Source organism: Desulfobacter postgatei 2ac9, assembly GCF_000233695.2.
Lineage (GTDB): Bacteria > Desulfobacterota > Desulfobacteria > Desulfobacterales > Desulfobacteraceae > Desulfobacter > Desulfobacter postgatei.
The window spans coordinates 3871941-3897281 of sequence record NZ_CM001488.1; the positions used below are offsets into that span (position 1 = coordinate 3871941).

Sequence of the window (25341 nt, forward strand, 5' to 3'; positions counted from 1 at the left end):
AAGGAGACAGAATGCTTCAGGATAAAAAAATCGGCTTCATTGGAAGCGGCAACATGGGAGAAGCCCTGGTCAGCGGACTAGTGATGTCCAAGGCAGCCAAACCGGAAAATATTATCTGCTCGGATATTTTTCCCGAAACGCTCACGCATATTCACGAAAAATATGGCGTGTTGACCACGACCAGCAATATTGAAGTCTGTGAAAAATCAGAAATCATTATCTACGCCACTAAACCCCAGATTCTGGGTTCCGTGCTCAAGGAGACGGCACCAGCTCTGGACAAATCCAAGCTTGTGATCTCCATTGCTGCGGGCGTGCCCTTGGCCGCCATCGCCGCAGGCCTTAAAAAGGAACTGCGCCTGATCAGGTCCATGCCCAATATATGTGCCTTTGTCAAAGAGAGCGCCACAGCGATTTGCGCGGGGCAGTTTGTCCAGGAAGGCGATGTGGAGATGGCCCGGGCGGTTTTTGATTCCGTGGGAAAAACCGTATTTATACAGGAAAACATACTCATGGATGCGTTCACCGGATTAAGCGGGTCAGGCCCGGCCTATATTTTTATCATTGTGGATGCCATGGCTGATGCCGGCGTAAAAATGGGGCTGTCCAGAAAAGATTCTCTGTTTCTATCCACTCAAACCGTGTTGGGTGCGGCACGTCTGCTTCTTGAAAGCCGGGAACACCCGGGCCAGCTCAAAGACAGAGTGGCCTCTCCAGGGGGAACTGCCATTGCCGGTATCCACACCCTGGAGCAGGGCGGGCTTCGCACGACCCTGATCAATGCCGTTGAAGCCGCCACCAAGCGGTCCATGGAACTGGGCGAGATGATGGTGAAGGATTTTATCAAAAACGCAGAAGATTGATTAAAAAGGAACCGGAGGATGGTAAGGAGGGTTCATCTTCCGGTTCCGGGAAAAAGGAAACTTAACGCAGGTGGTTACACATAGATGGCGGATTAGGCGTCAAGTTCCTTTCTAAGCCACTCTCTGACTTTTCCTTCGACGGCATAAACGCCTTTGTATTTGCCGATACCCTGCATGAATTCTGAGGCAACATCCTGGGGCAGATCAAAACTGCCAAGTTCTTCGGAATCAAACCCTTTTCTTCTGACAAGGGTCAGAATGGGGTTTTTTTTCCAGGTGTTGATAACAAAATAAACGGTTTCATTATTATTATCCCTGGAGTTATAGTAGCTCTGGGAACGCAAGGGCCCCCATTCCAGATGCAGGGCAATGGCTTCTTCAGGGGTCATTTCCCAGTCTACAGAATTTATCAGGTTATAGTTCTTTTTTATGTCGTTGAGTCTCATATAAGCCTCCTGTTTTTTGCAGTTAATCTCAAACTCTGTATATGTAAAAAGCAAATCTTGTGCCAATTTGTAAGCTTGTTGTTATGTTGTTTAATAATAGATAGTTATCTCTGTATGGAGATGGAGGTGCGAAATGACACATGCGAAATGATACAGAAAAGAGACAGCCTCTATGATACATTTTTGTATCTAAGAGGCTGTCTAAGGGGTCTAAAAATTAACGAGTGGTTGGGGTGTTATTTTTCAACCCAGGCATTTAAAGCTTTTTGGGCTGGCTCCGCAGACTGGACAGCGCCACTCTTCGGGCAGGTCTTCAAATTTTGTCCCTTTTTTAATTTTTCCTTTGCGATCACCCCTGTCCGGGTCATAAATGAATCCGCAATTGGTAACCTGACATTGGTACATATCCTTGGGGTCTGACATAGTTCCTCCTTTTAATTAAGGGTGCGGCCTGTTTCAGGATCGTTCTGTCTAAAGATGGTTTAAAAAATTCTGCAATATTCGATTCCAAAAGCAATAAACATGCCATATTTAAATACAATGTCGCAGAAGTTGGCATTGGATTATAGCTGTGTCTGGTTCATGAGCGCCATGCCGGCCAATCTGGCCTGCTGCTGCAACATAACATCCGCCAGCACAAGAGCGGCCATGCTCTCCACAATGGGCACGGCCCTGGCTGCCACACAGGGGTCATGTCTGCCCTTGGCCGCAAGTGTGGCCTGGCGGCCTTGGAAATCCACCGTTTCCTGGGCAAGCCCGATGGTGGCCGGGGGTTTAAACGCCACCCGGAACATAATGGGTTCTCCATTGGAGATTCCGCCCTGGATGCCGCCGCTGAAATTGGTTGTGGTGCCAAGCCGCCCATCTTTTACAACAAAGGGATCATTGTGCACTGAACCGCGCATTTGCGCCCCTGCAAAACCCGATCCGATCTCAAACCCCTTGGTGGCCGGAATGGAAAGCATGGCATGAGCCAGAAGTGCCTCAAGTTTATCAAATACAGGTTCGCCAAGGCCGGCCGGTACATTGGTGCAGACACATGAGACAACACCGCCAATGGAGTCCTTCTCTTCTTTGGCCTTCAGGACAAGCGCCTCCATTGCCTTGGCCGTATCCGTATCCGGACAGCGGATCATGCTGGTATCCACCATGGCCCGGGTAAGATTTAAGCCCTCTGTTTCCGGCGCCTTGATCTGCCCCACCTGGCTGACCCAGGCCACAATATTGATACCCAGTGCGGTTTTTAGCATTTTCTCGGCAATGGCCCCGGCGCAGACCCGGCCAATTGTCTCCCGGGCAGAAGCACGGCCGCCGCCGGAAGAGGCCCGGATACCATATTTTGACTGGTATGTGAAATCCGCATGGGAGGGCCTTGGCACATCTGCCATGGATTTATAATCTCCTGGGCGCTGGTCCTTATTGGGCACAAACAGGCTGATGGGCGTGCCAAGGGTAAGGCCGCGCTCCGTGCCGGACTGGATGGCGACCCGGTCCGACTCCTGCCTGTCCGTTGACAGGGCACTCTGGCCCGGTCGTCTGCGGTCGAGCTGGCACTGGATATCGGGCTCAGTCAAAGACATGCCGGGCAGGCACCCGTCCACAACCACGCCGACCCCGGGACAGTGGGATTCACCATAGGTTGACACGCGAAACAATTTTCCAAATGAACTTGACATGGATTTTTCCTTATATGTTTATTTTAATAAACCTGATCCTGGGAATCAATATACTTCTTCACCGTCCGCCGGTCCAGCCCGGCAATGCGGGCAACTGCCTCATAGGTGCCGTGTTTTTCATACAAGTTTGTGCAATAGTGGATGAGCAGGTCCTGGGCACTGAGACGCCCTTCTTGAATCTGCCGGGTTAACGAATCTGATTTGAACGCCGGTGTCTCATTGGTTTCATAGGCATTGCGCAGCACCACACGCCTGACACATTGTTCCAATTCCCGCACATTTCCCGGCCATGGATATGAAAGGGTCAGGCTTCCTTCAATATATTTAAGCACACGGGAGGCGATTTCCGGGGATGGCTGCCCCACAATACGGGTCACCGTGTGTGCCAGAAGATCCGAAAGCTCCTCCGGATCTTGTGCAATCCTTTTGTACAGGGGCGGTACCGTGATAATGTCGGAACATAGGCGATAGTAAAAATCATCCCTGAATATCTTCTTTTCCCGGATCTCCCGGATGCTGCGGTTTGTGGCGGCAATGATCCTGCCGTGAAAACGGTGTTTTTCATCGCTTCCCACGGGTGAATAGACCCGCTCCTGAAGCACATTGAGCAGTTTTATCTGAACATGGGTGGACAACTCGCCGATTTCATCCAGAAGAATAGATCCATTGGGGCTGCAACGGCTGAAAACCCCTTTGTGGTCCTTGATGGCCCCTGTAAATGCGCCGCGCACATGGCCGAACAGCTCGGATTCAATGATGGTTTCAGGAAACTGACTGATATTGAGCGTGGTAAAGGTATTCACAAAATTATGGGTGAACTTGTTTTCCTTTTCATCAAAAGGGATATAGCCGGAACGCCCCATGGCCAGGGCTGCGGTTCCCTTGCCCGTACCGGTTTCACCAAACAGCAGGGTGGAGAAATTTTCCATGCGGTCCCATAGATACTGGTCGTACATAAGGATGTCGTGGGTGAATACATTCTGCCACAGATCCCGTCGCAGCTGCTGCATACATTGGCTGCGTCCCACCAGATGCCGGAAAATAAAATAATAGGCCCGGCGAAACTGGTACGCCAGGGCAATGAAGCGTCTGCTCTCCTCAATACCGAATCCCCAACCGCGCAGAAGGGTCAGGGCCTCCGGAGCAAAATCCACGTCCAGGGACTCTTCAGCATTGTCAAGCTGACGTGTGATCAGGGTGTCGATCTGTTTTCTGAACAGATGAAAAAAGTGAAAGAGTAATGCAGACCGCAAAAAATACTGTTCTTCACCTTTGAACGCATCAAGATTGATCCTGCCTCGCTGTTCGAGCTGGGCCAGTCGATACCCCACGGCCTGGCACGCTTTAAGCACTCTGATTTCTTTGGGACTATCCGGAGAAACACCTGCAATTTCCGCTTCCCGCAGAACCCGCTCTCTGCCGAAGGGGTTTGCGGCACCGGCGTAATGAACGCATTTGAAAAAATTCAGTTCTTCGGGCTGAAAAGTGGTTACTTCTTTCATATTTCGATTGGATGGTTAAGTTGTTGTTCAATTATTGTATGACATGAATACAATTTTTGTACAATGATTTATGGCTGAAATTTTATTTTTAGACCAATAATATTTATTTTTATCATATATTCAGTGCGTTGTCATGATAGCGCAAAAGAGTGGCACGATCTTTGTTTGCATTTTGCCGGATAACATCGAAAAACAACAAGGAGAAGCCCTGTGCTTAATAGAATACTGACCACCCGTCTGCCCCTGCTGGCATATCATCCCCCAAAAACATATGACCTCGATTTCTTTAAAAATATCTGGCTGGCCGGTGCCATGCCTGTTCTCGATACTGAATTTATAGGCATGTCAAAGCTTTCTGATCTGATCGGGCAGCTTAAAAATCAAAATCTGCGCCACGGTATCCGTATTTATGCGGAGGATGAAGAGATATGGGATTATTTTGAACAGCACCCGGCAGATCTGCCTGAATGTGTCATTGTTGCCTACCATAACCCGGATTCACTCATCAAAAGACAAGCCGTAAGCGCTGAGATTTTGATGATGGAAATTTATGAATCCGGACTTGAAACCATCCTAAAAGGCATCAATCCCCATGGGATTATTTTAAAAGGCAGGGAAGCCGGCGGCAGAACCTCTTCCGCGTCAAGCTTCATGCTCAGCCAGTATTATGGCCAAAAAAGCGACTTGCCATACTTTGTCCACGGCGGCGTAGGGTTCCACACGGCACCGGGATTTTTTGCCGCAGGGGCTGCAGGCCTGGTTCTGGATGACCAGCTCTATCTGGCCGAAGACGCACCGGTTTCCGAGGCGTTTAAAGCGGTTCTTAAAAAAATGGAAGAGACCGACACCGTCGTTTTAGACGGCGGCGGCAATACACAACACCGGGTATTTGCCAAACCCGGGACAAAAATTGTCCAGGAGCTGATTAAAAAAATCAGCATTAAAAAAGCAGAGGGACAGAATCTGGATTTCATTAAAACTGAAATTGAACAAAACATGGCATCCCTGGACCAGGAGCATGACACCCCCATGCAGTCCCTGTTCTATCTTGGCCAGGACGCCTCCTTTGCCCGGCACTTTGCAAAGCGCGGCAGCCGGCTGGAACAGATGATCCGTGCCCTGTTTACTTCTGTGGGGGATGCCCTGAATGCTGTGGAGCAATTTGATCCCTTAACGGAACATACACCCCTGGCAAAAGCCCATGGCACCCGCTTTCCCATCACCCAGGGGCCCATGGCCAACATTTCCGACAACAAAGAATTTGCCAAGGCGGTTTACGACAACGGCGGTCTGCCCTTTTTTGCTTTGGGCAGCCTTCCCGTAGAGATTGCAGACCAAATTCTGCCGGAAAAATCAGATGACCTGCCCATATTTGGCGCCGGCATGATCGGCATCAAAGCTTTTAACCCCACCCTGGATCATCACCTGGAGCTGATCAAAAAAAAGAAAACCCCCTTTGCGCTTTTTGCCGGCGGCATCCCGTCGCAGATCAATGAATTGGAAGCCTGCGGCACCCGGGCATATCTTCACACCCCCATGCCCGGCGTTCTGAAAAACGCCTTTGAAAAAGGGACAAGGCGTTTTATCCTGGAAGGCAATGAAGCCGGCGGTCATATCGGCAGCCTGTCCAGTATGGTGCTGTGGGAACTGAGCATTGAAACCCTGCTGGATTTGCCTTCGGACCAGCGGCCGGATGTAAGCGTCCTGTTTGCCGGGGGCATTATCAGCGCAGCCGGGTCCCATTTCATATCCGCCATGACTGCGCTTTTGGCAAAGGAAGGGGTAAAGATCGGCATTCAAATAGGCACAGCCTATCTGTTCACAAAGGAGATTGTTGAAACAGGCGCCTTAACATCCGTCTACCAGCAGGTGGTTCAGGAACATAAACGCACCACCATCATCGGCTCCACCGTGGGGCTTCCCTGTCGCACCGCCGACACGACTTTTGCCGGCCAGATCATGAAAAATGAGCATTGCCGCCTGGCAGATGACACCATGAACTTAGGCGAACGCAAAAGCGCCTTTGAAAAGGATAATTTAGGTTCACTTCTCATCAGCGCCAAAGGCAAAACCCCTGATTTCAATCATAAAAACGACGGTCAATGGATTTTGTACACCGAAGAAGAACAACGGTCAAACGGTAATTTCATGACCGGCGAAGGCCTTGGTTTTTTTGAAACCCAAACCACCATTGCCCGGATCCATGAGGAATTGTTCCTGAAAAAGGATGCGCTGATTGCCAGGCTTGATGCCCTTGAAGTCCTTTTCTCTGCCGACGGTCAGATCAACGATGAGATTGCCGTAGTGGGGATGGGGTGTGTATTTCCCGACGCCCATGACACAGATGCCTTCTGGCAGAATATCCTTGATAAAAAATACAGTATTTCCAAGGTACCTGACAATAGATGGGAAGAATCCCTCTACTACGACCCCGATCCAAAGGCCGAAAACAAGTCCTATACACAGATTGCCGGCCTGGTGAATGATTTTCAATTTGACAGCGAACGGTTCGGGTATACACCGGCCAAGGCATCCAAATTGTCCCGCAGCCAGCAGATGCTTTTGCATGCCGCTTACCAGGCAGTGGAAAACGCAAAACTTTTAGCCGATGACAACCGGCTTGCAACAAAAATACAGAACCGTACGGCGGTTGTTGTGGCCACATGTCTTGGCAATGAAATGGCATCTGATCTGCATTTTAAATATTTTTTTCCGGAAGTTAAAAATTACCTGCGCAGCACGCCTGAATTCAATGCCTTGTCCGAACCGGAGCAAAATAAAATCATTGACCGGCTACGCGTAAAAATGTCCCAGGGTTCGATTTACGAGCCTGTGCACGGTGTCACCTTGAACATGGAAGCGGCCCGCATTGCATATCATCTGGGCATTACCGGCATCAATTACGTCGTGGATGCCGCATGTGCCACATCCCTTGCGGCCATTGAGTGCGGGATTCATGAGCTTTTGAGCGGGGCCCATGACATGGTGATTGCAGGCGGTGTCAACACCAACCTGACGCCGGAATCATTTGTGGGATTCTGCAAAATGGGTACCCTGTCCGCCAACGGGTCATTTCCATTTGATGAACGCGCTGACGGATTTATCCTGGGCGAAGGGGCCGGCGTACTGGTCCTGAAACGTCTCAAAGACGCCATCCGGGAAAAAGACACCATCCTTGGTGTTATCAAGGGTATTGCCTCATCTTCCGACGGAAAAGGCAAGGGTATTGCAGCTCCGGATAAAGAGGGGCAGAAATTAGCATTTCAACGCTGTCATGAAAAAATAAAGTCAGAATTCTCCCCCGGCATGGTGCAGTTTATTGAAGCCCATGGAACCGGCACAAAAGTCGGGGATGCCGTGGAGATGGAGACCCTGCGCCAGGTGTATGACGCAGGCGCATCCATTGGGGTATCATCCATTAAATCCCAGATCGGTCATTTGCTCGGGGCTGCCGGCATGGCTGGCATGATAAAAACATTGCTGGCTCTAAACCATCAGATTCTGCCCCCTAACGGCTCATTTGAGAACATCTCTCCGAAAATCGACATCACGGATTCACCTCTGTTTGTCCTGGGAGATGCCAAACCCTGGGAAGCGCCGGTCAGTGGCCCGCGCATGGCAGCGGTAAGCGCCTACGGATTCGGGGGGATTAACTACCATGTCGTGGTCAGCGAGTTGAACGCGTCAGACACAACACTGTCCCGTGGAATATTTACGGATCTGGACCATGATCCCAATGATGACAGAATCGTTTTTTCCGGCATGGGTGTTGTTCTGCCAAAGGCCAAAAATAAAGAGGCGTTCTGGGATACCATGGTTTCGGGGCAAAAGGCTTACCAGCCCATGCCGTCCGATCGCATGGCCAATGCGTGCTATGCCGAAGAAGACGAAAACTCGGGCTTTCGCCTGCCCATGATGAAAAACGGCATTGTTGACGATTTTATGCTGGATCCGAAAACCTTTAAGATTCCGCCTTCAGCCATTACATACATGGACCGGGCCCAGTTGTTCGGCCTGGATGCCGCAGGCCAGGCCCTTGAACAAGCCCGCATGAATGACAAACTGACCGCCGGTAACAGGATCGGCGTCATCCTGGGTACAATTTCCGGGACCCGGAATGTTGAATCTATTATCAGCACCCGGACTCCGCTGCTCCAGCGCATGATCCGGTCCATCCCGGACGTGGATGCAAATACCCTTTCAGCCATTGCAGACCACGTGGGAGATCTTTTAGGCAAAAAGTATCCGCCCATGAACGGGGACAGCATCCCCGGGATGCTGTCAAACATTGTGTCTGCACGCATATCCAAACATTATAACATCCAGGGAACCAATTTTGTGGTGGATGCTTCATGTGCATCCGCCACCATGGCCTTGAACATGGCGGTTAAAAATTTGCGCGCAGGCAATCTCGATGCCGTACTCACCGGCGGGGTGGACACCAACCTGTATCCCGGGGTGCTGCTGGCATTCAAACGCCTGGGTATTCTGGCGGAAACCGAACCCAGCCTGTTTGACAATGATGCCAACGGATATGTCATGGGCGAGGGGGCGGCCTGCCTGGTCGTAACCACCTATAAATATGCCAAACAGAACGATATGCCGATTCTGGGTGAATTAAAATGCCTGAACATGGCGGCAAGCGCGCCTGAGCATTTGCTTTCTCCTTCTGAAAACAAATATGAAAAGGTGATCTCAAATGACACCGGGGTATTTAAAACCAGGAAACCCCATCTGGCATATCTGGATGTATTTGGTGTGTCCAATCCGTTCCTGGATCTGGTTGAAAAACAGGCCATTGAAAAAAGCCTGAACCATCCCGTGGGATACGGCAATATCAAAACCGAGTTCGGGTACTTTAAAGCAGCCAATCCCGCCGTAGTCATGGCAAGGCTTTTGATGATGTCGGAGAAAGGGGTTTTACTGCCCACCCACGGCTACAGGCCCCACTCGACACTCATAGAAAAGAACAGTCTGCTGCACCCGGTAAAAGAGATAACACCGCTGGCGGATGGCGCACTCTTAGGGGCTGATGTCAACGGTATCGGCGGCAACCACGGCCATGTGATCATTGGCCGGCTGCCCCGGTTCCTGCAGTCCAAAAAGGCTTACGCTTCTGTGGCGCAGGCCGCAGTCACCCCCGGGGTCTGGCCGGACAAGGCCCGGCCCCTGGCGGTCACAGCCCTGCTTTCGGGCCAGGGTGCGCAGTCTGCAGGCATGCTGAACGCCCTTTATCAGGCTGTTCCTGAAATAAAAGCCGTGATGGATCAGGGAGAAACCATCTTCCAGGCGCGTCGTGGAACATCCCTGCTGGAGCTCATGAACACCGGCGGTACTCCGTTAAACCAAACGGAAAACACCCAGCCCGCCATTTTTCTGTCCACGGCGGCCATCTATCATGCCTTAAGCCTTAAAGGTTTTGAGCCTGATTTTTATATCGGCCACAGTGTAGGGGAATACTCAGCCCTGTACTGTGCAGGCTTGATTGATTTCACCACAGCCATGAACCTTGTGATTTCCAGGGCTGATTTCATGGCCCGGGCATCAAAAGAAAACCCCGGCGGGATCATGGTGATTTTTGACGGGGAAAAAGCTGCCCAGGAGATGATTTTGGAATCCGGTGTTGACGATATCTGGCTGGTCAACAAAAACAGTGAAAAACAGACCGCCATTGCCGGAACAACAAAGGGCATAGACCTTTTTTGCGCCCATCTGAAAGATAAAGACATTTTCCATAAAAAACTGGCCTTGTCCGCAGCCTTCCACACCCCGTTGCTGGAATCTGCAGCAGCCAATATGGCCAAGATACTTGAATCGGTAAAATTTAATCTTAAAAATGCCCATAAAATCATCTCAAATCTGACTGCAAGACCTTATCCTGCAGATGAACAGATGATCCGGACCCACCTGGCGCGCCAGATCGTCTCCCCTGTGGAATTTGTAGAATCCGTAAAAGGCGTTCATGCCCAGGGCTGCAAACGGTTTATTGAAATCGGACCGGGCCGGCTGTTGTGCAACTTGTTGAAAAACATCTCCATTGAGGAACCCGAATCCATGCCCACGGCAGATGCCAAAAAAGGAGAACTTGAAAGTTTCAACCTGGCCGCAGAGCGGTTTGTCCCATCCAAGGCAAAAGAGATTGCCCAGGCAAACGAACCGGCTCCCCTGGAGCGGATGAACTTTGAACCTAAAGAGCTGAATAATAAGGATTTGAAAATCAAGGGCCTGAAAAAAACAGACGCCCCAAAAGAAGTAATGAACAAAGATATATCGTTCAACACCTTTTTAGAACAGAACAAAACTTTGGTTCAGGAAGCGCTTCAGCGTGAATATCAAGCGTTTCAGCAGAAAAATGCCTTGGCGGCCGTTGAAAATTTAGGCCTGTATACCGGTTCTGTATGTATCGCGGGTGTTTCCGTGGGCCTGCCCGGCAAAGGACATCAGATATTCAATGATAAAAATTTTGACCGTATTCTGGCCGGGAATAATTTCATTGAACCCCTGACCGAGGAAGAGAAACATAGAATCGTCGACATGAACATTACCCGGGTTTACAAGGAACCCAACGGCAATGCCCGGTTTGTGGATATTGTGCGCACGAAGGATGTGATCCAACTGGCCGGGAAACTCGGGTATTTTGATCTGTCTACGGAATACGGCATCAGCCGCAAGTTTGACCTTGTGGATGAACTGGCCATGGCCGCAGGACTTGAAGTCCTGAAAGACGCCAATATCCCCCTGGTCCAAGGGTATAAAAAAACCTCCACCGGCAGTCGCATCCCGGACGGACTGGTATTGCCCCAAGAGATGCAGGATACAACCGGCGTGATCATGACAGGTATTTTTCCTGGTTTTGAAACCCTGCTGCACCATCTCAATGCGTATTACTACAACAAGTTTTACGTCAAACCCTATGAAGAGCTGGAAAACATCTATTATCACCTGATGGAGAATCTGTCGGACAGGGATATGAAGGATGTGATCACGAACTGGTTTTTCAAGATACGTGAGCGACGCAAAGTATACGGCCAGTATAAATTTGAACGTAATATCCTCTTTGATATCGTCTCTTTAGGTGGCGCACATTTTGCCCAGCTTATCCGGGCAAAAGGACCCAATATTCATCTGAGCGGGGCGTGTGCATCCACCACCCAGGCCATTGGCGTGGCACAGGACTGGATTCGAAGCGCCCGGTGCGACAGAGTGATCGTCATCGGCGGAGAAGCGGCCACAAGTGAGGCTCAGATGCCGTGGGTGGGGTCAGGATTTCTGGCCATGGGCGCTGCCACCAGCAAGGAAGTGGTTTCAGACGCTGCCAAGCCCTTTGATGAGGACAGAAACGGCACAATTTTAGGTTCCGGTGCAGTAGGGATCGTTGTGGAACGGGAAGACACCCTGAAACGCAGGGGGTTGAACGGCCAGGCCCGGATCTTGGGCTCTTATATCGGAAACAGCGCATTCCATCCCTCCCGTATTGATGTGGGCCACCTTTCCGGTGAACTCAATAAATTCGTAGGCCAGGTGGAAAGGCAAAACGGCATATCCCGCAGGGATATGGCCGGGCAACTGGTATTTATGTCCCACGAGACCTTTACGCCGGCCCGGGGCGGCAGTGCCTCGGCTGAAGTGGAGGCGTTGAAATCCGCGTTCCCAGATGATTACAGGCAGATCACAATCACCAACACCAAGGGATATACAGGTCACACCCTGGGCGCGGGCGTTGAGGATGCCATACTGGTGAAAGGCCTGCAGAAAAAGAAGTTTCCGCCTGTGGCCAACCTGGATCATGTGCCTGCCGAATTTTCAGATTTGAACTTTACACAGTCCGGGAATGGCGATTACCGCTTTGGGCTGCATTTCAGCGCCGGGTTCGGATCCCATTTTGCCTTTTTAATGGTAGACCGGCTTGAGGAAGCCGGCGTGGAGAATAATCCGGCCTACCATGCGTGGCTGACCCGGATCACCGGCAGCACAGAACCCATGCTGGGCGTCACAAATAAAACCCTGTGCGTTTTCCCCAAGGATCAACGCACAGGGGCAATGGCCCAGGGAAAGATAGAGGATAAAGGCAGTGGGGCGGCCAAACCTGCTGCCCCTGAAGTCGGGAGATCAAAGGGGCACGATGAACCCGAACAACGGGTATCTGTCCAGGTGGAACACTCCCCAAAAGTTGTGGTGAAATCAGCGGCCACAGATGTTTTAGCTCAAATCACCGACCTGATCGCCAACCAGACCGGGTATACCCATGACATGCTGGAACCGGACCTTGATCTGGAAGCGGATCTGGGCATTGACACGGTCAAGCAGGTGGAGACCTTCGGTAAAATCACCAAATCCTTCGGCCTGACCGTGCCCGAAGATATCAGCCTTTCGGAATTGAATACCATACGCAAAATTGCCGAGTACATCGGCAGCCGTATTCAGACGGCGGATACCCCGGCACAGCCTGACGCCGGTACAGTTGTTCAGACACCAAAGCCTGGTTCCGGCAGCGGCCCGGACGTCATGAAGGAGATCACCGCCCTGATTGCTGAGCAGACCGGTTACACCCTGGATATGCTGGAACCGGACCTTGATCTGGAAGCGGATCTGGGCATTGACACGGTCAAGCAGGTGGAGACCTTCGGTAAAATCACCAAGTCCTTTGGCCTGACCGTGCCCGAAGATATCAGCCTTTCGGAATTGAATACCATACGCAAAATTGCCGAGTACATCGGCAGCCGTATTCAGACGGTGGATACCCCGGCACAGCCTGACGCCGGTACAGCTGTCCAGACACCGAAGCCTGGTTCCGGCAGCGGTCCGGACATTATTGATGATATCACTGCCCTGATCGCCGAGCAGACCGGTTATACCAAGGATATGCTGGAAGCGGATCTGGATCTGGAGGCGGATCTGGGCATTGACACGGTCAAGCAGGTGGAGACCTTCGGCAAGATTACAAAAGCATACGGCCTGTCTGTTCCCGAGGATATCAATCTTTCTGAATTGAACACCATCAGGAAAATCAGTGAATATATACAGTCCCAACTGACTGGGGATCAAAACCACAATGCAAAGAACCCACCGACGTCTGCAGCCCCGGGCCGTCAAGTACCTGAAACCGGTCATTCCGGGCAGGCAAGCCGGTCTCCCATGCAATCGGATCAACCGGGAATTCAACGATATACCTTTGGATTGCGCAAGCTGTCCAGCCCTCTCCCCGGCAATCTTGATTTTGAGGGGCAGACCTATTTGATCACCATGGACAAACAAGGCTTTGGTCGGGCTGTGGCGGATCTTATCACAGAAAACAAAGGGCATGTAATCTGTGTGGGTAACAGTGAACACGATGATTACACCGTTGATTTAAACAGGCTTGAAGGGGCCGAAGATCTCATCTCCAGAATCAAGGCGGAACATGACGGTCTTTCCGGGATCTTTTTCCTTCATCCCCTGGATTTTGCCATGGATTCAGGTGAAAATTTGGCGGCAGAGAGTGCCTGCGTCAAATTTTTATTTCTGTTGTGCAAGGCATTCGGCAGCGGGCTGGATCAATCTTGTGGCCGTATAGCTGCCGTATCGGTCCAGTCCGCCCTGGCCCGTTTCAAGGAACCTGCACCGGATCGGATTTTTCCTGTTTTCAGCGGCATTTCAGGCCTGCTGAAAACCGTATCCAAGGAGTACCCGGGAACAGGGGTGAAACTGGTCGAGTTCATCGATAAAAAAGAGATTGCCGATATAACCCAAGCCGCTTCTGTCTTCATGGACGAAGTTTTCAGCATCAGCACCCGCCTGGAGGTGGGCATTGAAAAGGGGTTAAGATTCGGTATCCGTGCAAAGACCGGCAGTTTGGCAGCATCACAGCCCCAGGGCCAAGGAGCCGCCGTCATCAAGGACAACGACACCCTGCTGGTCACAGGCGGTGCTGCGGGTATCACCTATGAACTGCTCAAGGCGGTTATACGTCCGGACATGCACCTGGTTATTTTAGGACGCAGCCGGGTGGAAGAGGAATTGGAAATTCCTGTGACCGATGCCATGGATGACACACAAATCATGGCCGCACTTAAAACCATACACCCGAACGCCAAACCCGTGGAGCTGAAAAACAGAACAGCCGGATTGCGGCGGATTCTTACGGCCCGGGGAAATCTGGCCCAACTGCGTGCCAACGCAAAGGTGGTGGATTACCATGCCGTGGATGTCACCGACCCCGAGGCCGTTCTAAAGGCGACAAGCCGGTACGATCGTATAGACGGGGTTATTCATGCTGCAGGTGTGGATAGAAGTATTATGATTGAAAAAAAATCCATGGATGATTTCAATCTGGTTTTTGACACCAAGGTCAAGGGGATAGCCAATGTGCTGGCAGCCATTGAAAATAAAAACTGCCGGTATATCATCGGTTTTTCATCCATCACGGCCAGATTCGGTAATGAGGCCCAGTCTGACTACACCGCAGGAAACGACATGATGGGGGCCATGATACAGGCAAGTGCCCTGAAAACACCGGAACTGACCTATAAAGTGTTTGACTGGACCGCATGGGCTGAAATCGGGATGGCCGCCCAAGGGACGATTGAAGCTGTGCTCAAGGAAAAAGGCATTGCCTTTCTTCCGGTGAACCAAGGGGTCCGTTTTTTCCAGGAAGAGCTGCAAAATCCGATCAGCACTGAAATTCTGATTGGTGCGCCTCCTGAAAACAATCCAGCCGCATTTGACCCGGACGGCCTGCTTGCCATAGGTCCCTTCCTGGACACCGTGGAAAAGGATTCCACCCCGAACCGGCTGAAATTTAAACGCCTTCTGGAAGCGGACAGGGATCTTTTCCTTTTCGACCATGCCAGAAAAGGTGTGCCGCTGTTTTTAGGGGCAACCGGTCTGGAAACGATGGCTGAAGCGGCTATGGAATGCAGCGGATCCCAAGGACGCATCCTTGAGGTCAGTGATTTTAAAATTCCCTATGGTATCAAATTGTTAAAGAATCGCCCCAAAGAGATTGAAATTTTTGCTGAAAAAAATGACGACGGCGTAATAACAACCGAGATCCACTCCGTCTTCACCCCCCCGGGAGGCAAAGCCCCTGTCCAGGATACCCTGCATTACCAGGGCAAATTTAAAATCGGGACGGATTCGCCCGCGCTGGATGACATATCCATCCCGGCGCTGTCGGAATTTAAGGTCGATGCCGACTGGCAGGAACAGATCTACCACCCGGAGCGCCTGTTCATGGACGGGCTGTTCCGCTCCGTGGATCAGTTGGCGGCCCTGGATGAGGATAGCCTGGTCACAGTGGTTCAATGGCGGCCCGGACGCGAATTTTTTAAAGGCCGGACCTATCCTGAATTTGCCACCCCTGTTGTGATCATGGATGCTGTATTCCAAACCGGCGGCATACTGGAGTTTTTCACCAGTGCTGACGTGATGCTGCCCTATGCCATCGGCAAGGTTTCCTTTGCAGGGGCGGTTCTACCGGAGACGCCGTATTTCTGCGTGACCCGGCGTATGGCCCAGGACAGTGACACCAAAACCTATCATATGCAGCTGGCAGATACTTCGGGCCGTGTGATCATAGATATTAAGGATTTTCAAATGGTCCGGGTGGATCACCTCACCGAAGAGAACCGTCCCGCTATGCCCATGCTGGTGGATATGGCAACAGCCTGATGGTCGGTTAGATGCAACGCATGAGTCTGCTGTTCCGGGAACAGGGCATTGATTTTTGTCTTGTCCACATTCCGGCAATGCTCGATGCGTTATTACCCCAAACAGTCGGGCCTGGTTACCAGACCAGGCCCGGCTGCCGATTCAGTCCGGATCAGTTTGCACAGCCTGTGCTTTCCCCGGCTGAACTCAATGGCCTAAATCAATTGTTTGCCCTGAAAAAGCAGGTGGAACGACTGGCCGGACGATGGGCGGTAAAAAACCTTGTCATGCAGGAGACAGGCTTGTCCCCGGATGCAATTGAGATACATAATGACGCATCCGGGGCACCGGTCCTGGTATCATCTTTTGATTATGCCATATCCATTACGCATTCAGGGGATTACGCTTTGGCAGCTCTGTGCGGAGACGTCAATGCCATCGGTGTTGATATGGAGGCCATAAGCCCCGTGGATATCCCGGCCCTTTTACACGCCGGATTTTCCGAAAAAGAGCGAAACGCATACGCCGGGGCTGACCTTGAAACCATCCTGAAAATCTGGACCATCAAAGAAGCCTTGCTCAAATACCGGCGAACCGGTTTAAAAACCCCTGTAAAAAAAATCGAATGGCTGGATGAAACACTGTATGAAAATCATCTCCCCATTGATAACGTTCTCGTAAAATCCTTCCAACTGGATAAAGTAATTTTCTCGGTGGTCTTTCCATCGGTATCCACAACCCATTCACCGGCATGATAATCAATGGATTAGGGGTTACACAGCCCCAGGACATTGACACCACAGGTTTTTGAAAATAACAGCCATGGGTTGAGCCTGGGTGTTGATAGACCAGGGTCAGCCCATGGCTGTTATTTGAATTTCCGGTATAGAAAAATGGGCGGTTGATATTCTCTGCTACTGAAAATAATCTATGTATTTTAAAATGTTACTTGACACTGAGTTCTACTTTGAATAGATAAATATGTATTCATTTTGAAATTTTGTGACAACTATCGTTTACATCTGGACAGCTTTAAATAACCTGCCTTCAACAGACGATGTAATCAAAAATTACAACGACTCAATAATAATGGCCCCGATAAATGAGTTTATCGGTAACATCCTCAAGAAACTTATCCTTCTCGCAGGATAATGATGCGACAGGATGCCTGCTCCCAGGCATTGTAACCAGAAGGATTGCGAAACGACATTGGGAAAAGGGGACACTTCAATGAAAAATATAGGAGACAGGAAACTTAATCTGATCAGTTTTGCCAATCCAATTGCAGGTACTGGCTTGCTAAATCAGATTGCTAGACTCGATTATGATGTTAACTTGATCAAATCTCTCAATGAGATGAACAGGTGTAAGAACAGGGAATTGCCAGCCACCAACCCAATGGTAATATTCCTTGGAGATAATAATAATCCGGAGCCTTTATTTGTTGATTCATTGCAGTCAAATCATGAATTCCCATCCCTTGCTGTATTGGAAGCCAAAACGCCCACATGGAATGACAAAATACTTGATTTGTGCAATGATTTTCTCATATGGCCTTGCAGTGATCGAGAGCTTACCCATCGTCTTGATCGCATGATATCATTATCGGACCAGCAAGAGCTTGAAATTGATGAAGACCTGACAGATACTTTTTCCAGGCACGGTCTTTTGGGACGATCGCCATCGTTTGTCAAAGTATTGAGATCCATACAGCAAATTCTCAATCATGATGTGACTGTTCTAATTGATGGTGCGACCGGCACTGGCAAGGAATTGGTGGCTCGCGTGCTTCATTACTGTGGTCCGAGAAAGGGGTGTCCCTTTGTGCCGGTCAATTGCGGCTCTATTCCGGACAGTTTATTTGAAAATGAATTTTTTGGTCACGCGCGAGGCGCGTTCACCGATGCCAAATCTGCCAGTGAAGGTCTGATCGAACAAGCTCAGGAAGGAACGCTATTTTTAGATGAGATTGAAGCGCTATCCGCAAAAGGGCAGGTCTCTCTATTGAGATTTCTTCAAAGCCATGAATATCGCCCCCTTGGCAGCAAGCAGATCAAGCGTGCCGACGTTCGTATTATCGCCGCAACAAATACAAACTTGAATAAGTTGGTCGATACCCAAAAGTTTCGCAGGGACCTATGGTATCGACTGAACATTGTTCAACTCGGTTTACCCTCCCTTTGCGAACGGGAAGAAGACATCGAACTCTTGGCCAATCATTTTCTCCAAGTCTTTACCAAGCAGTACAATCTAGAAAAAAAGACACTGCATCCGTCAACCATCTTTCATTTGTACCGCCATCATTGGCCGGGAAACATCCGCGAGTTGGAGAATTTCATTCACCGCAGTGTGCTGATGGCGAATAATCACTCCCAAATTGTAGCTGACCCAAGTAGTTGGGATTCATCTCCGGAAGTACCTGACGTATCTCTGCGTTTCAGGCAAGCCAAAGCGGAAATGATTTCAAGATTTGAGCGAGCCTATCTCATGTCGCTAATGGAAGAGACTCAAGGAAATGTCAGCAAGGCGGCAAAATTATCCGGCAAGGAACGGCGCGCCCTCGGGAAGCTGCTGAAGAAACACGGCATTGACCGGAAGTACTACTTGACTGGTTGAAGCGCTGCCAGTTGCTGCTCGGCCTTTTTACGGCGAAGCGATTGTTCCGGCTCCAGGTCGAGGACCTTTGAGAAGGCCTCTATTGCCGCATCCCTATTGCCCTGTTTTGCCTCGACAACCCCCAGATTGAACAGCAGCGTGGGTGTTGACGGGGCCAAGTCCAGGGCGCGTCGAAGCAGGGTGTGGGCCTCGTCCGGATCAGCGAGCTCGGCGCAAATCATGGCGAGATTGCTGATGGCCGGAATATAATCCGGTCGCTTGGCGACCACCTTGGCGAGCAGGGGCTTTGCCCGATCCGGCTTTTTCTTGGTGACCCAGACAAGGGCCAGGTTATAGAGCCCCAAGGGATGCTCCGGTTCTATCTCTAATGCCCGCTCCAGCACCGCCAGGGCGCGATCGGCTTGTCGTTTGCGAAGGTAAAGCTGGCCGAGGTTCACCAGGGCGTCCGCGTTTGCGCCGGACTGCTTTATCGCCAAATGGTAATAGGTTTCGGCCTGGTCCAGCATGCCGAGGGCGTTGTAGGCCACGGCCAGGTTGTAGAGGGCTTCTGGATGCCTGGGATGGTTTCGAAGGTGGTTTTTGTACGTATCGACCGCCGCGCCCCAATTTCCACGGCTCTGATACAGCACGCCGAGATTGAAACTGGCGGAATGATGGCTGGGATTGTACCGAATCGCCGTTTCGAATGCGCGCTGGGCGCGCTCATGTTGTTCCAGCTGGAAATAAGCCAGGCCGAGGTTATTGTAGGCATCCTCATTTTCAGGTACAACGCCAATGGCGCGTTGGAGGAGCAGCACCGCCTCTTCGAATGCACCGGTTTCAATTAGCAGAAATCCGAGGTTGTTGAGCGCCGAGACGTGGTTTCGATCGACGTGGAGCGCGCGGCGGTATTCATGTTCGGCGGCTCGGCGGTTTCCTTGCATGTGAAGCTGCACCGCACGGTTATTGTGACGGGCCGCTGCTTCTCTTTTTAGATATTCGTCTGTCATTCTGTATCCTTGTGCAATCATAAAAATGTAACGACTCTCTATCAGTCAGAATCGTCTTCAGAGTATGCCTGCTGGCTAAGGTAGTTCCATCTCGTCCTGTTCGACTTTCCGGCTTTGACATCGTCAACAGATTCGACCGGGGTCCTGGTTTTAGAGTTGTGCCTTCGGGGATCACTCATGGTAGAAGAGCGACTCCCGCCTTTGACTTTGAGGAAATCACCGGAGCCGGGCTCGGTGAACCTTTGTTCGATTTCTGTCGGAGCTTTCTTCGCCGATTCAGGATCATACGACTCGATGATGGTTTGCTGTTTTGTGCCCACAGGCTTTCGTTTTGTGTTTAAACGCCTCGAAGTGCATTTGAAACGGGAATTAACCCAATAGTAGTTTGGATGAGCGGGATTGGTCGTTTTCGGATTTGGGTTCCCGGTCTTTCCCTTATTTACATTTTGAACTTCAACGGTATACTCAAGCACATATCCCGCAGAGATATCTCTTTTTATGTATGATTCGGCCCACGCCCGATGATGGCTGTTGGCTTGTCGAGTGATCGGGAAAAGGTTATGTTGTGTGGCCGGTCCGCCGACGTTAGCATTGAGTAAATGCCCTCGAATGTAGTAACCGCCACCGGGAAGTCGATTCATTATCCCACTGTGGGTTGTGCTGGTACTTGCTTCGGCGCCCACGGCATGGTCCTTTGCCAAGGGACTCGCTGTCATTTTCTTTCCGACAATGTCTGACTCGCCTCCGATTTTTAGAGGCTGGCCTGTCCATTTGACCTCGGTCTTTATCGGATCGTCACTGCCCACAACCGTTGCCCCGCTGCCCACCATGATCGAGAGATTGCCCATGGTCAGGATACGGGCTCTTGGATTGATCTCCATCTCTACGGAAGCGTTCGAAGTTCCCATATGGTCTAGCTCCAATTTCTTCAGTCCATATTTGGATTTAATGGGACCGAATCTATGGGCGAGCGCTTTGGTATCCTTGCTGCTCCGCATCAGCGCCTCGACATCTTTCTTTGCTGCATCGAGCTTGTCCTTGGGGGTGAGTTCCTTGCTTTTGTCTTTGCTTGACTTCAGCTTATCCTTGGCCGCCTTATCGATCATCTTATCGAGGCCGGGCTTACGTTGTCCGCCCTTTTCCTTGATAGGACGCTTGGCGTCCGCGTCCTTTCCGGTGGGTTTCTGCTTCCGGGACGGCTTGGGCGGGGCCTTGGGTGTTGCCTTGCCCTTGGGCGCCACCTCGCTGCCGCCTTTGTCGCCGGACTTGCCTTTCCCCTTGTTTCGACCAGACCAGTTGGCGCGGTTCTTGAGCGCGTCTCTCGCACCCGAGCCCTTGGGGCCATCCTTGGGCATGGCATCCTGGATGAGGCGTTCGGCATCGATATTGTCGGTCTTGAAGTCGAGGGTCGGCGGTTCGGGCTGGCCAAACGTGTAGCTCATGTTGGCCTGAATGGCCAGGGTAGGTCCCACGTCCCAGACCCACTCGGCCAGCTGCCAGGTATTCTCCCAGACCGTAATCCAGAGGGCCTCCACTTCGGCCCAGGCCTGCAGCCCCAGCTTGAGCTTTGCCGCCGCGGCCATAGTGGCCGTTCCATTGATGGTGTAGTTGCCATTCGCATAAGAGAGCACCGGAAGGACCGAGACTGCGCCGTAGATGCCGGCTGTTCCCACCGCTTCGATGCCGCCGGTGAGGGAGCCGATGAGCACGTCAAGCCCCAGGCCCGCGCCGAACGCTATGTACGCCTCCACATAGGCGGGAATGTAAAGCTCGCCGCTGATGTCGAATGTGGGTGCATCACCGCCCACCGTATACTCACCCTGCACCGTGATGTCTCGAAGTTGCCCCGGTCCAATGCCGGCCCTTACTCCAGCACGCATGCGAATTACTGCCACCAGGATGGCCCAAAGTGGAATATTACGGCTCATACTGAAGAGCTCTCGATCCATCTTCTTCTGAGGAAACAGTTCCAGCGGCTCGGTCACCCGGATGGCCCCTTTGAGGGTCGTGGTGCCGTCTTCCTTGATTTTTACGCCGAGGGTGCCTTGCAGAAAGCTGGTGAGCTGAGCGGTTACATCACCGCCACCGTAAACGGCCAGCCCCCCATTGACTTTTTCGGCCACACCCAGCAAGACATCTCCCTTGAGTTTGCCGTTGTCCCGCTCATAGGCGATCTTCTGTTCACCCTTCCATCGCTTATCCTTGTACCAGACATGAAGGTTGCCGCTGAGACCGGCCAGTTTTTCACTGGCAATCGGGATCTCCACATCACCTTCCAGCGCTCCGTTGACATAGTTGACCTGGGCGTTTACGTCCTGTAACCCGGGTATGCTGAGCTGCACGTCCGCGCCCATGCCGAAGCTGCCGGCTTCATCGTAGCTCGCCTTCAGGTTTCCCCGCGCTACACTGCCGAGCGCTACGGCCATGCTGCCGCCAAATCCCATCTGGCCCTTATCGTTTACCCGGCCGGTGATGGATCCGCTCTGGACCAACCCCCCCGGGATATTCTGGGCGCTCACGGTGAGCGAGCCGAACAGCTTGTTCCGACGGTAGCCGAAGGTGCCGGTGAGTGGATCAATGGCCGGAACCTTTAAGGTGAAGGTACCGGTCCCGTCCACCACCCCTTTTCGAATGGTCCCGGTCAGACCGGCTTCGCCGAACTGCTTGTAGCGAATGAGAAGGTTGTTGACGCCGCCCGAGAGATCACCGTTGATCATGGTTAAATTCAAATCGCCGGACGGTATCTCGATGCCGGGGAGAGACGGAACGATCTTGGCGGCCGGCACGGTGACCTCGGCCTTGAGACTCCCCTCTTCGATAGACATCGCCGCCCCTGCGCCTTTAAGCATATCCTGGGTAATATCGACCTGGCCGCTGCCCTTGGGAACGCCGTCAACAAAAGAGGCGTCGAACTTACCTTTGGCCAGCCCTGCATATTCGAGATTGGCATGCACCGATCCCTTGAGTTTACCCGCTGAGATTTCTACCTCTCCGCCACCGTCCACGCGAAGATTGGGCAGACCCGGAGGCTTCAACTTGTCTGCGCTCAAGCTGACGTTTCCGGTGAACTGATGGTCGTTGCCCACAGACAACGTAATTTCGGGGTTGTTGAGCGCGGCAATGGGCACCCGTGTCTTGGTCGACAAGGTGGCGACACCGTCCTTGTCGGTTCGAATACGCAGTCCTCGCCGGGGATTGGTGACGAACGGGACTGTGACATCGGCCATCAGCTCCCCTTTTTTCGTTCCAGGCCAGTACAAAAATTTGTTGAGACGCAGGCCGGGCACGCTCGCCGGAGCGTCGGCCAGATCGACGACAATCTGCTGCCGCCTCGCCTCCAGCTTGCTCTTTTCAATCCGCACATCATTGCCCAGCTTGATCACCAGATCGCCGTTTTCGGCCGGTCCTGCGGACGCGCCGACGGTTTCTCCCCCAGCTTGAACCGGTGTCGCTTCGGTGCGCAGAAGGCCGGTTACATCCTGGTCCTCTTTCAACGGATGCTTGACAGGCTCGCCCTTCATTACGGCGGTTGCAGCGGATTCGGCCTCCTGCTCCGCGGGATCATCGGGCGTACTCACCCCCATCTTTGCCTTGGGGAGCGCGGGCGCGCTGCGCTGCTGAACGGTATGAGCCAGCTCGTGGGCCAACAGATGTTTTCCCTGAGCGGTCTCGGGTTGATAGCCCCCTCGGCCGAAATAGAGATCCCGTCCGGCTGTGTAAGCCTTTGCCCCCAACCTCTCTGCGGTGCGTTCCGTATCGGTATCCGAGTGAACCCGTACTCCGCCAAAATCCTCGCCAAAACCGGACTCCATCTCGGCGCGGGTGGATTGACCCAGGGGCTGTCCCAGTCCCCGGCTCTTCTCGATATGAGTGGAGACCGATTCCGGCACCTCCCGTGGTTCGCGCGGTTTGGCGGATTGGAGCAATAATGCTGTATTGCGGTTCCCCACCCGACGCTGGAGCGTTTTTGCCAACTTGCCGCGGGAGATCTGATGGCGGTTTGGCTGTACCCCCGGATCGGTCAACAGGGAGACCATCCGAGTCGACGGCATCTTGTCGATGATGCCCGAACGCCGGCCCGGCGTCCTCTCGTTCACCTCTCTTTGCCCCGTCGCAACAGATGCGTACTTCGGTTCCGTCGACTCGACGCTTTTCTGGGAAGCCGTCTCAGCGATATTGGTTTTTGTCATTTCTGCCATTTTGCTTCAGCTCAGAGATCCGACCGCTATCCGCGCCGGCGGATCTACTTCATCGTCACACACCTCAGGCGTTACAAAGAACTCCCGCAATGCGTCCTGTATACGTGTCGCCGCCTGGGCGACTAATGGAGCGGTCTTTTCATCCGGCTCCATCAATGGCGAAGCGGCAAACGCATTGTGGTGGGCCACCCAAGCCGCAGAAATCGTCTTTGCATCCGCGTTGCCGCCACGCCGCGCGATGGCGCGGTAGGCGTTGAGCAGAAAGCTGTAGTACTCCGAAATGGCGAACACCGTACCTACCGGCGCCGCGGCAACGCGTTCGTTCCAGAGAAAAACCACATAGTAATACACATCCTGGGCCATCTGAAACAGATTGAGCCGTTCCCGCCATCCACCGACATTCATCCGGGACAACTTCCATGCGCCGGTGGGACAGAGTACATCCTCCCGGATGGCCACCATGTCTCCGTCCAGATAGGCCGGATAGGTCTGGCACACGTACGGGCGACAGGCGTGGATGCCGCAACGCCCCGGTCCGCCGAGGGGCATCAAAAAGACGCAGTCCCGCTTCTCCTCCTGCCCCTCAACTTTGTCCAGGGCGATGTCATACCGCGTGTCGCTCTGGTCCAGACAAAACGTGCCCGGGCTGACCCTGTCCGTCTGAAAACAGAGGAGATAGTCCTCGGGCGGAATGCCGAGGCCGGATGTAATATTCCATACGTCGCAGCCGATGACCGACACCGTGTACTCGGCGCAGCAGCGGGCGCTGCAGACCGAGCACGCGGTGGCCGTGCTGCTCATACCGGGAGAGACCCCGGAGACCACTTTAAGTCGCAAACTGGGTGACATAGCGATTCTCCAAATAAGTGCAGAATTGTTCGAACGAGAACCATGAATCCGCTGAGCTTTTTCCAACTCGCTCGTTCCAGTCCCGGAGGATGGCGTCATAGTCATCGAGCCGCTCCTTGGCGGACTGTTCCAGTGCCCGCTCCAGGTCCACATCCAGCTCGAGAATGGACCAGGTCCGCCAACAGGCGTTCGGATTATTGATCACCCGCATGAGGCCGTCCTTGAAATAGCCCGGATACTGGCGACACACCAGGGGGCTCAGATCGCCGAGACCGCAGCGGTGGATGCCGGTGTTGGTCCTCACCAGGAATACGCACGCGCCGAGCCGTTGCGCATCGGTACTCTTGGCCAACACCAGCTCGTACCGCTCGCCGCTGTGATCAAGGATGAAGGCGTGCTCTGCATCCGCTTCCGCATAGGTGAACCCCACAAACTGACTCGGCCGGATATCGAGCGCCGAGGCGATGCGCCACAGATCGAAGCCGGTGATGCTCACCCGGTAGTGGTAGCAACAGGTGCGCGATATACAGCCGTTGCAGATGGCTTCCTTGGTTTGCAGTGCCGTGTCCATGA

Annotated in this window: 12 protein-coding genes; 4 read left to right on the forward strand and 8 right to left on the reverse strand. The window is 52.4% G+C overall.

What is annotated here, in order from left to right; all coding sequences use genetic code 11:
• Positions 1-11: 11 nt before the first annotated feature.
• On the forward strand, positions 12-863 hold the full coding sequence (gene proC, locus DESPODRAFT_RS17955) for a pyrroline-5-carboxylate reductase (protein ID WP_004075599.1): 852 nt from the start codon (positions 12-14) through the stop codon (positions 861-863).
• 92 nt (positions 864-955) lie between these two features.
• Here the strand turns inward: proC and DESPODRAFT_RS17960 are convergent, their stop codons facing one another.
• From DESPODRAFT_RS17960 to DESPODRAFT_RS17975, 4 genes are all read right to left on the reverse strand, one after another.
• The gene (locus tag DESPODRAFT_RS17960) at positions 956-1309 is read right to left on the reverse strand and encodes a DVU0772 family protein (RefSeq protein ID WP_004075601.1); all 354 of its coding nucleotides are present in this window, start codon (positions 1307-1309) and stop codon (positions 956-958) included.
• A 243-nt stretch (positions 1310-1552) separates the two neighbouring features.
• The gene (locus tag DESPODRAFT_RS17965; RefSeq protein ID WP_004075603.1) at positions 1553-1732 is read right to left on the reverse strand and encodes a rubredoxin; all 180 of its coding nucleotides are present in this window, start codon (positions 1730-1732) and stop codon (positions 1553-1555) included.
• 140 nt (positions 1733-1872) lie between these two features.
• Positions 1873-2985, reverse strand: a complete 1113-nt coding sequence (aroC, locus tag DESPODRAFT_RS17970; protein WP_004075605.1) for a chorismate synthase — start codon at positions 2983-2985, stop codon at positions 1873-1875.
• Positions 2986-3008: 23 nt separating this feature from the next.
• Positions 3009-4487, reverse strand: coding sequence for a sigma-54-dependent transcriptional regulator (locus DESPODRAFT_RS17975; protein ID WP_004075607.1), 1479 nt, complete (start codon positions 4485-4487; stop codon positions 3009-3011).
• 210 nt (positions 4488-4697) lie between these two features.
• On the opposite strand from DESPODRAFT_RS17975, the gene DESPODRAFT_RS17980 reads away from it, so the two are divergent.
• From DESPODRAFT_RS17980 to DESPODRAFT_RS17990, 3 genes are all read left to right on the forward strand, one after another.
• Positions 4698-16136: a type I polyketide synthase gene (locus tag DESPODRAFT_RS17980; protein ID WP_004075609.1), complete on the forward strand. Its 11439-nt coding sequence runs from the start codon at positions 4698-4700 to the stop codon at positions 16134-16136.
• Positions 16137-16156: 20 nt separating this feature from the next.
• Positions 16157-16870 carry a 4'-phosphopantetheinyl transferase family protein gene (locus tag DESPODRAFT_RS17985; protein WP_157488533.1) on the forward strand — a complete coding sequence of 238 codons (714 nt, stop codon included), beginning with the start codon at positions 16157-16159 and terminating at the stop codon, positions 16868-16870.
• A 475-nt stretch (positions 16871-17345) separates the two neighbouring features.
• The gene (locus DESPODRAFT_RS17990) at positions 17346-18731 is read left to right on the forward strand and encodes a sigma 54-interacting transcriptional regulator (protein ID WP_004075612.1); all 1386 of its coding nucleotides are present in this window, start codon (positions 17346-17348) and stop codon (positions 18729-18731) included.
• Here the strand turns inward: DESPODRAFT_RS17990 and DESPODRAFT_RS17995 are convergent.
• The 4 genes from DESPODRAFT_RS17995 to DESPODRAFT_RS18010 are packed head-to-tail and all read right to left on the reverse strand — an operon-like array spanning position 18716 to position 25339.
• Positions 18716-19720 carry a tetratricopeptide repeat protein gene (locus DESPODRAFT_RS17995; RefSeq protein WP_004075613.1) on the reverse strand — a complete coding sequence of 335 codons (1005 nt, stop codon included), beginning with the start codon at positions 19718-19720 and terminating at the stop codon, positions 18716-18718. The genes DESPODRAFT_RS17990 and DESPODRAFT_RS17995 overlap by 16 nt on opposite strands.
• Positions 19721-19761: 41 nt before the next feature.
• Positions 19762-23919, reverse strand: coding sequence for an eCIS core domain-containing protein (locus tag DESPODRAFT_RS18905; protein ID WP_004075615.1), 4158 nt, complete (start codon positions 23917-23919; stop codon positions 19762-19764).
• Between the two features lie 6 nt (positions 23920-23925).
• Complete coding sequence (locus tag DESPODRAFT_RS18005) at positions 23926-24720, reverse strand: YkgJ family cysteine cluster protein (protein WP_157488534.1); 795 nt, start codon at positions 24718-24720, stop codon at positions 23926-23928.
• A 25-nt stretch (positions 24721-24745) separates the two neighbouring features.
• Entirely contained in the window at positions 24746-25339 is a 594-nt protein-coding gene (locus tag DESPODRAFT_RS18010; RefSeq protein ID WP_004075619.1) for a YkgJ family cysteine cluster protein, read from the reverse strand.
• Positions 25340-25341 lie beyond the last annotated feature (2 nt).